The 12,042-nt window shown below is 32.4% G+C and carries 13 protein-coding genes; 9 read left to right on the top strand and 4 right to left on the bottom strand.

Going from position 1 to position 12,042, the window contains the following annotated elements; translation table 11 throughout:
- Positions 1–25 precede the first annotated feature (25 nt).
- The 4 genes from AC22L0_RS09975 (at position 26) to AC22L0_RS09960 (ending at position 2,546) form a co-directional block, all read left to right on the top strand.
- Complete coding sequence (locus tag AC22L0_RS09975) at positions 26–622, top strand: YhcN/YlaJ family sporulation lipoprotein (protein WP_000854053.1); 597 nt, start codon at positions 26–28, stop codon at positions 620–622.
- A 106-nt stretch (positions 623–728) separates the two neighbouring features.
- Entirely contained in the window at positions 729–1,085 is a 357-nt protein-coding gene (locus tag AC22L0_RS09970; protein WP_000976447.1) for a hypothetical protein, read from the top strand.
- An 11-nt stretch (positions 1,086–1,096) separates the two neighbouring features.
- The gene (locus tag AC22L0_RS09965; RefSeq protein ID WP_487272253.1) at positions 1,097–1,609 is read left to right on the top strand and encodes a GNAT family N-acetyltransferase; all 513 of its coding nucleotides are present in this window, start codon (positions 1,097–1,099) and stop codon (positions 1,607–1,609) included.
- A 400-nt stretch (positions 1,610–2,009) separates the two neighbouring features.
- The gene (locus AC22L0_RS09960) at positions 2,010–2,546 is read left to right on the top strand and encodes a DUF1697 domain-containing protein (protein ID WP_087967046.1); all 537 of its coding nucleotides are present in this window, start codon (positions 2,010–2,012) and stop codon (positions 2,544–2,546) included.
- A gap of 44 nt (positions 2,547–2,590) precedes the next feature.
- On the opposite strand, the gene AC22L0_RS09955 is transcribed toward AC22L0_RS09960, so the two are convergent.
- Complete coding sequence (locus AC22L0_RS09955; protein ID WP_001093143.1) at positions 2,591–2,995, bottom strand: hypothetical protein; 405 nt, start codon at positions 2,993–2,995, stop codon at positions 2,591–2,593.
- 208 nt (positions 2,996–3,203) lie between these two features.
- Here AC22L0_RS09955 and AC22L0_RS09950 point away from each other — a divergent pair, with 208 nt between their 5' ends.
- Together AC22L0_RS09950 and AC22L0_RS09945 are read left to right on the top strand one after the other, a co-directional pair.
- The gene (locus AC22L0_RS09950) at positions 3,204–4,373 is read left to right on the top strand and encodes a ParM/StbA family protein (RefSeq protein WP_000025622.1); all 1,170 of its coding nucleotides are present in this window, start codon (positions 3,204–3,206) and stop codon (positions 4,371–4,373) included.
- Positions 4,374–4,384: 11 nt separating this feature from the next.
- Positions 4,385–4,720: a hypothetical protein gene (locus AC22L0_RS09945; RefSeq protein ID WP_001257760.1), complete on the top strand. Its 336-nt coding sequence runs from the start codon at positions 4,385–4,387 to the stop codon at positions 4,718–4,720.
- Positions 4,721–4,834: 114 nt separating this feature from the next.
- Here the strand turns inward: AC22L0_RS09945 and mleBCA are convergent, their stop codons facing one another.
- Positions 4,835–5,689 (bottom strand): BCA family alpha/beta fold macrolide esterase, encoded by an 855-nt coding sequence (gene mleBCA / locus AC22L0_RS09940; RefSeq protein ID WP_087967048.1) that lies wholly within the window; start codon positions 5,687–5,689, stop codon positions 4,835–4,837.
- A 485-nt stretch (positions 5,690–6,174) separates the two neighbouring features.
- Positions 6,175–7,608, bottom strand: a complete 1,434-nt coding sequence (pdxR, locus tag AC22L0_RS09935) for a MocR-like pyridoxine biosynthesis transcription factor PdxR (RefSeq protein ID WP_000706791.1) — start codon at positions 7,606–7,608, stop codon at positions 6,175–6,177.
- Between the two features lie 148 nt (positions 7,609–7,756).
- Here pdxR and AC22L0_RS09930 point away from each other — a divergent pair, with 148 nt between their 5' ends.
- Positions 7,757–8,674, top strand: coding sequence for a DMT family transporter (locus AC22L0_RS09930; protein WP_000234333.1), 918 nt, complete (start codon positions 7,757–7,759; stop codon positions 8,672–8,674).
- 85 nt (positions 8,675–8,759) lie between these two features.
- On the opposite strand, the gene secY is transcribed toward AC22L0_RS09930, so the two are convergent.
- Positions 8,760–10,064, bottom strand: a complete 1,305-nt coding sequence (gene secY, locus AC22L0_RS09925; protein WP_000490135.1) for a preprotein translocase subunit SecY — start codon at positions 10,062–10,064, stop codon at positions 8,760–8,762.
- 554 nt (positions 10,065–10,618) lie between these two features.
- Here secY and AC22L0_RS09920 point away from each other — a divergent pair.
- Positions 10,619–11,095 carry an AraC family transcriptional regulator gene (locus tag AC22L0_RS09920; protein WP_000862353.1) on the top strand — a complete coding sequence of 159 codons (477 nt, stop codon included), beginning with the start codon at positions 10,619–10,621 and terminating at the stop codon, positions 11,093–11,095.
- A 128-nt stretch (positions 11,096–11,223) separates the two neighbouring features.
- Complete coding sequence (locus AC22L0_RS09915) at positions 11,224–11,739, top strand: DinB family protein (protein WP_487272251.1); 516 nt, start codon at positions 11,224–11,226, stop codon at positions 11,737–11,739.
- Positions 11,740–12,042 lie beyond the last annotated feature (303 nt).

Here is a 12,042-nt window from a genome sequence, read left to right as displayed (position 1 = left end):
CCTTAATAGTGAAGTGGTGAAAATAATGAAAACTCTAATATATATATTGATGCTTTGCTTCGTTATAACTGGATGCAGTATTGGAAAAAAAGACAATCCAAACGAAAAGCCGGAACAAAAAAATGTTTCAATGAAAAATGTTAATTATACGAATAAATCAAATAAGCCAAATGAAAAAGCAGCAGATCATTTAGCATCTTTAGCAGCAAGTGTGCCAGGTGTGAATGATGCAACAGCGGTCGTTGTTGGAAAATATGCTATTGTAGGTATTGATGTAAAAGCAAAACTTGATCGAACTCGAGTTGAATCAATTAAATACTCTGTTGCAGAAAGTTTAAAAAATGACCCTGACGGTGCTAATGCAGTCGTTGTAGCAGATGTTGATACGTATGAACGGCTCAAACAAATCGGAAAGCAAATTAAAAAAGGAAAAACAGGTGAAGGTATACTAGATGAATTAGCCGCTATTGTGGGCCGAGTAATGCCACAAGTTCCAAATGATATGATAGAAAATAGAGAAACGAATCCAATTAAAGATAATGATAAACAATTACCAAAAGATGAAGAACAAGAGTTAAGAAAAGAACAGGATGATCAATCAAATAATCATTTGAATAAATGAAATTAGCCTCGTACTTAATTGTACGAGGTTTTTAAATATAATATTAAATATTCAGTTTATTTTTAAGGAAAAATATGGTTTAATTATGATGGGAGGGACAACTGTTATGATGAAAAAAAGCGCATGTATATTGTTTAGTTTATGCTTAGGTTTCAGTATGACAGCGTGTGAACAGAGAAAAGAAGTGAAAAATCAAACAGCAACTTCTTCTACTGTGATGGAAAGGCAACAGAAAGAGTCTATCAATATAAATCATTTTTCGAGTATAAATGAAGGGATGACTTATACAGAAGTGAAAGATTTAATTGGTTTTGAAGGAGATTTACTTATAGAAGAAGGGGTAGAACATTCTACACAAATTAAACAAATTTTTGCTTGGAAAGGAAACAATCCAAATTCATTTGTTGAAATTACCTTTTTAGATGGAAGAGTGCATTCAAAAGCACAGCAAGGTATAAGTTAATAAGCTAAAAAATGGGAGAGTTTAGCATGAACATACACACAGGGGAAATTCAATTAGTTCCGTATAAGGAGAAATATAAAGAAGTTATACAAACATTTACTTTACCAAGTGAACAAGTTCAGTTTACATCAGATCCAAGCGCATTACTGGAGAAAGCAAAAAGTGATCGTACAAAAAATGTGATTGTTATTTTAGATTACAATGGGGTACCGGTGGGTCTTTTCGCATTGGAAACGAGAGATAGAGTAAAGGAGTTCACAGATAATGAGGATGCTTTACTTTTAACATCATTTTCTATTAATCACAATAGACAAAGAAAAGGATTCGCTAAAAAGTCATTGTTATTATTAGAAGAGTTTGTAAAACGTTATTTTCCAATAAAAAATGAAGTTGTACTTGCTGTGAATGAAAGAAACATTCCTGCACAAAATTTATATGCAAAAGTCGGCTTCCAAGATAAAGGTTTTAGAAGAATGGGACCAATAGGCCAACAAATAATAATGCATTTGTCTATAATGAAATAATGAGATAGAAAACTTACTCTTGAATATTCATGTAGTAGGTTTTTTTATTTTAATAATATACAATATATGTATATAAAATGAAATAAAAATGAAGGATATAAAAAATAAATCAAGATAGAAAATGGAATATCGTTGGGGGAAGAGTGATTAAAACTGGGATTGCAGTTTTTCTTACAGTGTTAGTTTGTGAATTTTTTAATATCTCAACTTGGAGTTATAAAAATGATTTAAAAGATTATAAACCAAATCATTATCATCACCATTTTTCAAGTGAGTATATTATTTTATTTGAGGTATTATCTATTCATGATATGTTAGAAGAATTAAAACAAATATCCGAGAAATATGAGTGGGGAAATCGATTCAATTGATAAGTTCATTTTATTGTGGGGGGAATAGTATGACACTTTATATTGCATTACTAAGAGGAATCAATGTCGGTGGACATAAAGTAATCAAAATGGCTGAGTTAAAACGAGTGTTTGAATCAATAGGGTTAAAACAAGTGAAAACGTATATACAAAGTGGTAATATCGTGTTCGAATCTGAGGAAGATATAAACTTTCTAAAAGACCGAATACAAACGGAAATAAAAAATGAATTTGATTTCGATGTTCCAGTCATGCTAAGAACACATGATGAATTTATAAATATTATTAAGCAATGTCCGTATGAAGTTCATTCATTGTTAGAAGGAGAAAGTGTTCATGTTGCTTTTTTAGCGAATGTACTTTCTGAAGAAGAGAGTAGTCAATTGCTTATATTTAAAAGTGAACTTGAAGATTGCTATATAGATGAGAAAGTCGTTTATTTGTTTTTCAAAAATAGCATTCGAAATTCTAAATTAATGAACCAGTTTCAGAAGTTACATACACCAGCTACAGTTAGGAATTGGCGGACTGTGAACAAATTAAAAGCAATTGTAGTGGGTATGTAAATATAAAAAGATGAGGTTTTCTACATGTAGAAAACCTCATCTTTTTATTTATATTGTTTTGCAACTACGAGTTCGACAATAGGATAAATAAAGAAGGAAGAGCAAATTGCGATGAACAGAGGGAGGTTTTTTACTCCATCTAAATTAGCCCCCATAGAAAATCCTTCAGAGAAGATTAATATAAGGAACATTACAATTACAAGCACAAAATATGCAATTTTAAAGCTTTTATATGTAATTTGTTGTCCCATTTCATCTTGACTTTCTTCTGATACACCGTGGGGATCTCCCCAAGTAATGTAATTAATTAAATTACTAAGTATTAACGAAATAGCAAAAATCGTACCGCCCAAAATAGAACCTTCAGTTATGTATTTATATGTGCCATGTACTAGTATTGCAATTAATGCTAAAACAATGATTATAAAAATAGTTTTTTTAGTATTCAATAAATAATTGCCCCCTCGATTGTAAAAAACTCTTTACAAATATAAGTATAAAATTGGAAAAGTATCATGTCAAATACTTTTTACACGAAATATGTAAGTATGTAATATTTTAGTTCTATGATAAATAAAAAATTACAATACATTTGAATGTAAAAGAATGGGCTCGCATATATTTGGAAGGGATGTCAGATTAATTTAGGGGGTAGTTATGTCTATACTTTTAAAAGCTGGTGCAGATGCAGGAAACAACGGTTTGAAGTTAATGGTGAAAGGGCAAGACCCTATTTTTATTCCGAGTATTTATTCTTTATATATAGGTGAGCCTACAGGACTCTTAGATGAGGTAGATGTTTCATTATCTGAATTAGAAAACCACATTGATGTGACTATAAGTTCGCCATCGTTAATGCTAAATAATGTACGATACATCGTTGGAGAAAAAGTCATTCAAGATCAATTAAAAGGTACTGAGGTAGAGAAGAAATCAAATAAGTCAACGGATGAGTTAATGGTTATTACAATACTATCAGGTTTGGCGGTAAGCGCTATGCGTCAAAGTCCAACTTCTAGCCATATTAATATTCGTTATGATTTATCTGTCGCTCTTCCTATGCAGCTTATTACACAAGAAATAGCTGCTGAAAATGCAAAACGTTATATGGGAAATCATAAGGTTATTTTCCATTATCCGAACGGACGCGATGTGACAATTAATGTTTCAATTGAGTATTGTAAATGCCTACCTGAGGGTGCTTCTGGGACGTGGGGCATTGTATACGATGAAGAAGGAAATGTTGTGAAACATAAAATAGAATGTGAGCAAAATCAAGTTTCTGAAATTGATTTTGTAGATAAAACTCTACTCTCTTTTGATATTGGCGCAGGGACGACAGAAGAAGTCGTTTCATTAGGGGTGAATTTCCGTCCGCAACTAAGTAAAGGTTTATCTTATGGTGTAAAAGAGACGTTACTACAAATCATTACGAGATGGAACCGGAAGTATCCAACTAAAACGATTGATAGCATTACAGAATTCAATCAAATTTATTTAAATGATAAGCATCCGAGAAATACATTATTAGTTGAGGAATCACAGCCAGCGCTATTAGGTTTAGCAGCGCGTGTTGCAACAGATATTATAAATAAAATTGATGATATGAAAGACGATCCATACGTGTTTATTTATGGCGGGGGTGCAGTAATTATTAAAAACAGTTTAAAAATGATTTTAAAGCAAAAAGGACGACTCAAAAATGTAATCTTTGTAGATAATCCGTTATTTACAAATGCACGAGGATTATTAGTCTATACTTGTTCGCCAAAATATAGAGAGCATAAGCAAAAAGAGTTAGGATTTACAAACTTAACGATAAGTTAGTTGGTGGAAGTATGCGATCTAGGCGATATAAACGTGGTGATCGAGTAAAAATCAATATTCATAAATCGGTATCACCTGAAATGCTTGCGTGGCTGAATAAACAATCAAATCCAACTAATTTCTTCTTCTTTGCTGCGCAGCAACTATTTAAACAAGTAGGAGATATTGACGTTTCTAAAGCTTTACCAAGCAGCCATGTTTTCTCATTATATGTGGAGCCTTCATCCTTATTAAAAGTCGAAGTAAACCCTTTTAAAAACATGACACTAGACACAAATACATCCACTGAAAATGCAAAAAAAAAATTATGGGAATCTGTTGATCAATTAGATTGTCCATTTTTTTAAACATAGAAAAATATAAGAAGTCCCCATCACTATACATACGAATACAGTGATGGGGTTTTGTTTGTAAATGGAAGGGGCACAATACAATTTGTGACCCTTCCATTAGTTATTTATCTAAATTTTAGATGTATGTTTAGAAACAGCATTAATTATGCTTTCCCAGTCATCTGGATGGTTTTCATGGCCTGCCCCTTTAAGGGTTAATAGTACTGAGTTTGGAATTTCATTAATTAGTGCGAGGCCATGTTCAAATGGTAGTGCTGTATCGTCTGTTCCGTGAATAACTAATGTAGGTGCTTGTATGGATTGAAGTACACCTTCATATGCATCATCACCTTGAAGTAAAGCGTGATTAAACATACTTAATAAATTGTTTGCGCGTTCTATTTCTTGTTTTACTTGTTTATAAACTCTATTTTCATCAAATATTCGTTCTGATCCACATAATAGACGAGATCCTGAAACTAAATACTCTGCCACATCATTTTTATTTGCCCAATCTATACTTGTGCCATTTACATGATGTGTTAAAATCATTTCATCCATTGGAGGTAAATCGCGAGTATTGTCATCAGATCCTATTACACTAGTCGCTAGTAAAGTTAGCGTCAAAATTCTTTCGGGATGTTTTACAGCGGCAATTTGAGCAATCATACCACCTAATGACATGCCAAATAGGTGAGCTTTATCAATATGATAAGCATCTAGTACTCCAATTGCATCTTCAGCCATATCTGTTACTGTGTAATTGGAAGTTCTAGGTTCATAGGCAACAGAGCGCCCAACATCACGGTTATCAAAGCGAATAACAAACTTCCCCGTACTAGCCAACAGCTCACAAAACTCTTCATCCCAATAAACCATGGAACATGTAGCACCCATAATTAATAAAATAGCAGGGTTCTTAGGGTTTCCAAAGCTTTCTGTACATATATCAATTCCGTTTATTTTAAACATCTTTTCACTCATATAGTTAGCTCCATTTCTTTTGAATTTGATCAATAAAACAGTTTTGGATGATTCTAAGATGTGTGTAAGATTCGTGGTGGAATTCATCCCGCTATTTGCTGGGCAGTAAGAGTCCCATCTTAAAATTCAGGGAAAGTAAAGAAGTTGGGAGGGGACCAACTTCCCGAAAAAACCCGATTGGCGAGGGTTGATTAAAGTTTCACTTTATAATGCTTCTTGCATAATTACCCCCAAAAATAATTATATGTTAATTCAAGGCAAAAAATTTTGAGAAATAATTGTATGTTATTAAAATAAACAGCAAGGAGGAGAGGAAATGAAAGCAATTATTATTGATCAATATGGTATTGTTGAAGAATTAAAAGAAAGACAAGTTTTAAAACCGGTTGTTCAGAATAACGAAAAAGCTCAACAATAAATAATATCCCATACTATACATTTTCATTTTCGAGTATTATTTATTGTTAGCTATTGTGATATTACTTCTAACAAATACTGTTTCGTATTGTATCGTGTAATTTTTCTAATCCAATTTCCATATCTTTCTCGTTTAACATTGAATAGCTAATTCTTAATTGGTTATCATTTGTTTCGTAATTTAATAGACAAGCTGTTCCTGGTAAAAAAGAGACATCTACTTCATTTGCTTTTTGTAATAAGGTAAAGGGATCTATCGAATCAGGTAGTGTCACCCATAAATTAAAACCTCCATTTGGTATTTCAAAGTGTAGTTCTTTTAATGGCGATAATATATCAATTGTTAAATCACGTCTCATTTGTAAAGCTGTACGTAATTTTTCTAAATGGTTTTTCATACGTTCTGCACGTAAAAACGGTAGAAGTGCCTTCTGTGTTAATAAAGGACTACCGATATCCATTGAACCTTTTACTGCATATAGCCATTCAAAAATAGGACCATCGGCAATAAGTGCCGCGATACGCAGTCCTGGTGCTAACGTTTTACTAAATCCTTTTATATATATTACGTGGCCATCCTTATCAAAACTTTTGATTGGGGGCGGGATTATAGCATCCTCAAAATATATTTCTCCGAAAGAATCATCTTCAATAATAAAAAATTGATATAACTCCGATAGTTCTATAAGTTCCATTCTTCGTTCTTTACTCATTACTGTACCTGTCGGATTCTGGAAGGTGGGATTCGTATACAATAAAACGGGATTTTTACTTTGACAAATATCATCAATTAAGTCGGAGCGAACTCCATGATTATCAAGAGAAACGGGAATGATTTGAACACCTTTATTGATGAAAATATCAAGCGCAGCACTGTAACATGGACTTTCTACTAATACAATATCTCCAGGTTTTAATAATGTTTGAGCAATTAAATCAATTCCTTGTTGTGCGCCGCTTGTAATTAATAATTGAGATGGGTCTGTCACTAATTTCTGGTGTTCATTTAAGTAATTTGCTATTTCAACTCGCAATTCATAATCGCCTTGAACTGGCCCATAAGTTGCTAACAACATCGGATTTTTATCCAGCAATTTATGCATTTCATCTGCCAAAAATGGATTTGGTAACAGACGAGGATACAGAATTGCTTGTGAAAAATTATAATATTTACGGTGCTTATTCATTGCATATTGAGAACGCATAACATTAATCGTTTTCATTTGTTGCCATTTATACGGAATTGGTTTGAAATCTTTCTTTACCCGTTTATATATGTAAGCACCTTTTCCTTGTTCGATGCGTATATACCCTTTCGTTTCTAACTGTTTATACGCTTTACGAACTGTTAATACATTGATTTGTAAATCTGTGGCCATACAACGTAAAGAAGGAAGAGATTCACCATGTGAAAGCATACCACTTTGTATTCTGTCAACAATTTGCATATATATTTGCTTGTAATACGGTATGTTTGTTTCTTTACGCAATACAATTTTCATAGGTTCACCTATTTTTCTTTTTAACTTAATTAAAGCGAAAAATATATAGGGAATCAACTACAACTTGAAGTAACTGTTATATGTACCGATACACTGTTATACACCATAGCCTCTATACTCATTCTAAGAGTAAAAAGGAGGAAGCAAAATGGTCATTTTTAATTACATTTTAGTATGTATTATTTTCGGGACAACATTTTTAACGATAAAAATTGGAATTGAAGCAGGGGCGCCACCGTTGTTTTCAGCAGGAATTCGCTTCTTTTTAGCGGGCATAATCCTTATGATTATTTTTAAATTAAAGCGAAAAGAAATTATGCCACATATATTTTCAAAACGCATTATGTATGCTGGATTTTGTTTAACATTTATGACATTCGCAAGTTTATATTGGTCAGAACAATATATTTCTTCGGGATTAGCTGCTGTTCTTTCTGCTACGGGACCAATGATGATTTTATTAATACAAGCAAAGAGGAATAGGGAGAAATTACAAAAGGAACAACTCGTTGCTTTAGTTATTGCACTAGCAGGTGTTATATTTGTTTCTTTACCAGGAATGCATCAACAAGTAAGTTTCATATGGAGTATTGCTTGTATTGTGTTAGTTATAGGGGAGTTATTTTACGGAATAGGCTCTATTCGTTCGAAAGAAATACTGTCAGATTTATCAAATGTATCACCATTTCTTATTAACGGTATTCAAATGTTTTATGGAGGGATTTTACTACTAATCGCATCTATTATTGTAGAACAACCAAATGTAACCGTATTAACTTCATGGAGTGTGCAATGGCCTATTTTATATCTCATATTTATCGGATCGATTGGTGGACACGGATTATATTACTGGCTCTTATCAAAAACAAATCCAGTATTTCCATCGACGTGGTTATATGTATCACCATTAATTGCAATAATTGTGGGATATATCATTTTAGGAGAACCTTTAAATCCTACAATGGGAATGGGGGCTTGTCTAATATTGATTGGTGTATTTTTGGCCAATCGTTCAACACTACGGACTTATTTCAAAAAAGGGCGGTTATTAGAGAAGGAGATGTAGTTTAATAAAGCAATAGCCCTGTATATTACAGGACTGATAAAATCAAAAACACAGTTGGAAAAATAACCAACTGTGTTTTTGATAATTAATTCACTTTTTTAATAAAGCCTTTATAATGACGTTTTACAAGCTGGCTTTCTAACGTCTTCATAGTTTCTAGTGCTACACCGACAATGATAAGTAAGCTTGTACCACCAATTTGAGCAGAAGGTGGTAACGTAGCAATTTTCGTGAATACGAGCGGTAATATAGAAATAGCACCTAAGAAAATTGCACCGATAAATGTTAAACGGTATAGAATTTTAGTTACATATTGTTCAGTTGCTTTACCAGGACGAATACCAGGAACATATCCATTTTGCTTTTTCAAATTCTCAGCCATTTGTTCAGGATTTACTTGAATAAATGCGTAGAAGTATGTGAAAGCAACGATAAGACCGACATAAAGTGTCATTCCAATTGGATGTGCGAAATCAAGATTTGCAACTAACCATTTTGATACGCTTGAATCAGGGAAGAGCTGCGCAATTGTACGCGGCGTCATTAAAAATGCAGAAGCAAAGATAACTGGTATAACACCAGCACTATTTACTTTAAGCGGTAAATGAGTGTTTTTTGCTCCTTGATATTGATTGTTTCCTGAAACAGCTTTTGCATATTGGATCGGTATTTTACGTACAGCTTGTTGAATGTAAATAACACCAACAACTATCGCTAAAATTACGAGTCCAATTAAAACAATTTTTATTATGTGCATAAATAGCTGATCGCCAGCATTTTGGAATTGTTGTAAATAAATTTGATTTGCAACATTTGGAATGGCGGCAACGAGACCTGCGAAGATAATCATCGAAATACCATTACCAACTCCGTTAGCGGTAATTTGTTCGCCTAACCAAAGTAAAAATGCAGTACCTGCAGTTAAAACTGTCGCAATAAATAAGTATGTAGTCCAGCTTTGATCTGTTATTAATTGTCCACCTGCTATATTATTAAAGCCATAAGACATTCCGATGGCCTGTATGAATGCGAGAATGATTGTAAAGTATCGAGTGAATTGAGCTGATTTCTTACGGCCCATTTCTCCTTGCTTTGCCCATTCCGAAAATTTAGGTATAACATCCATTTGTAGTAACTGTACTATGATGGAAGCTGTAATATATGGTGTAATACCTACAGCAAAGATTGAGAAGTGTTGCAATGCTCCTCCGCCAAATACGTTTAACATACCTAGAACGTTAGCTTGATCTTGTACTTTTAATACCTCTGCGTTAGTATGAGGAACTGGAATAAACGTGCCAATTCGAAAAACGATTAACATCGCTAGTGTAAAAAGGATTTTCCTTCTTATCTCAGCTACTCTCATGAAATTTGAAATCGTACGAAACATTATGTCGCCTCCTATATTTTTATCAGTAAAAAACTGATTATTATACCCTATGAAGTAACCACAAACCTCCTTCCGCACTAAATTCATTTGACAAATGGATTTTCATACACTTTGTAGTTTTCACGGATATAAAAATATAAGGTGTTATATAAGCGACCTATACACTTCACGTAATCATTCAATACCCATAATATATCGAATAAATTAACAAATGTACATACATACGCATTAAAAATGAATAAATAGGGTCATTTTTTACATTTATTTAATGATAAATTGATAGGACATTATACTGGTAAATGCGCTTCGTATATTCCTTTAATCAATTAAAATCCTCCACCTTTTTATTTTCTTACAATTAATATATCGATTTAAAAAGAATTTAAAATCAAATAAAAGTATGAAAGTACATACTACTTTAGTAGTAGTAATAGTAATCAATTGTATTTCAATTAAAATTCATGTGATTAGAGGATTCTTTTTATTTAAGAAGGAATAAATATTTAAAGAAAGCTAAATAAACAGTGTACATATTTATAGGGGAGAAGATGTAAATGAAAGTTTTTATAAAAAAATTTCCACCATTAGAAGTAGCATATATAAGACGAACTGGTAGCTACTTTGAACCACAAGATCACTGGGGAAAGTTACTGAATTGGTCAATTGAAAATAAACTTTATCCACCAGAGCAATCATTTATCGGAATATCATTAGATAATCCTGAACTTGTTGCAAGTCATAAGTGCCGGCATGATGCATGTGTTACGATTCCTGAAAACTTCGATAAAGAAAAGCATCATGATGTGCAATTTAAAAGATTAGATGGAGGTACATATGGTCTATACCAGTTCTATGATGAACCTCATAAATTAAGTGAAGCGTATCAATACATGTATGCAGAGTGGCTACCAAATAGTGAGTATGATGCAGATTATGATAGAGATAATTTAGAGTTTTGCTTAAATAATGTTGCTGAAGATCTAGATGGAAAGTTAAAGGTTAATTTATTTGTGCCAATTAAAAAGATATAAAAAACAAATAATTTCATTTGTAGCTTTAAAATGAAATTGGAATAGTAGTGAAAGAAAAACTTTTTTTGAAGATAATATTTCTAGCGTAGGAATTTAAGTATGTAGGTTGCAATGAAAGGAGAATCCACATGGATACATTTGTAAATGACAAGTTTTATGAAACGAGAGATCAATTAGTTGAGGAAATTAATTTGTTGAGTGATGCTCAATTTAATAGGAAACCAGATAAGGATAAATGGAGTATTGCACAAGTTTGTCATCATTTAGTTTTATTAGATGAGAGAGTTATAACAGTTATTTCATCAGGATTAAAAAAGTTAGATAGTAACCAAAATGAGCGTAAAGAAATTCACACTATTTTATTAGATAGAACGAAAAAGTTTATAGCTCCAGAAATGATTGAACCAAGTATAGAACCATTTGAAGTGGAGCAAATGCTCAATATGCTAAACGAATCAAGAAAAGAATTGATGCGTTTCCTGAGTACAATAGAAGATGAGTCTATATTAGCGAAAAAAGCAGTGATGCATCCAGCTCTTGGAGAATTATCCCTTGATCAGTGGATAGAACTGATTTATTTACATGAACAGCGTCATATTTCACAAATAAAAGAGATAAAATTACTTTGTGAAATTGAAAAGTAAAAATCATTCCCTATTTATTGATGCGTATTATAAACAGGGAAAACGGTTGATTCATATTGATTCAGAAGAAAACAAAAATAGAATGAAATTAGTTGAAAGTAACCAATAAGCTTAAGAAAATATGAAACTATCCGATTTTCTGTATAAGTGTAACCCCGTCTTAAATGAAGAGCGGGGTTATTTTTTTGGAAGTATTTTCATTGAGAAGGAAATACTTCGACAATGAAATTCAAAAAAATAATCATCATAACATATTTTATATGCGAATTTTAGTAAATTGAAATAATGATTTTATGATGATGA

The organism is Bacillus sp. LQ01 (assembly GCF_057624735.1).
The sequence above is the reverse complement of the archived record's forward strand: the minus strand, read 5'-3'. Positions and strand labels throughout refer to the sequence as shown.

Bases quoted from the DNA above. Each gene is read 5' to 3' on its own strand.
- AC22L0_RS09975 (WP_000854053.1), top strand. From the start codon at position 26: ATGAAAACTCTAATATATATATTGATGCTTTGCTTCGTTATAACTGGA.
- AC22L0_RS09970 (WP_000976447.1), top strand. From the start codon at position 729: ATGATGAAAAAAAGCGCATGTATATTGTTTAGTTTATGCTTAGGTTTC.
- AC22L0_RS09965 (WP_487272253.1), top strand. From the start codon at position 1,097: ATGGGAGAGTTTAGCATGAACATACACACAGGGGAAATTCAATTAGTT.
- AC22L0_RS09960 (WP_087967046.1), top strand. From the start codon at position 2,010: ATGACACTTTATATTGCATTACTAAGAGGAATCAATGTCGGTGGACAT.
- AC22L0_RS09950 (WP_000025622.1), top strand. From the start codon at position 3,204: ATGTCTATACTTTTAAAAGCTGGTGCAGATGCAGGAAACAACGGTTTG.
- AC22L0_RS09945 (WP_001257760.1), top strand. From the start codon at position 4,385: ATGCGATCTAGGCGATATAAACGTGGTGATCGAGTAAAAATCAATATT.
- mleBCA (WP_087967048.1), bottom strand. From the start codon at position 5,689: ATGAGTGAAAAGATGTTTAAAATAAACGGAATTGATATATGTACAGAA.
- pdxR (WP_000706791.1), bottom strand. From the start codon at position 7,608: ATGAAAATTGTATTGCGTAAAGAAACAAACATACCGTATTACAAGCAA.
- AC22L0_RS09930 (WP_000234333.1), top strand. From the start codon at position 7,757: ATGGTCATTTTTAATTACATTTTAGTATGTATTATTTTCGGGACAACA.
- secY (WP_000490135.1), bottom strand. From the start codon at position 10,064: ATGTTTCGTACGATTTCAAATTTCATGAGAGTAGCTGAGATAAGAAGG.
- AC22L0_RS09920 (WP_000862353.1), top strand. From the start codon at position 10,619: ATGAAAGTTTTTATAAAAAAATTTCCACCATTAGAAGTAGCATATATA.
- AC22L0_RS09915 (WP_487272251.1), top strand. From the start codon at position 11,224: ATGGATACATTTGTAAATGACAAGTTTTATGAAACGAGAGATCAATTA.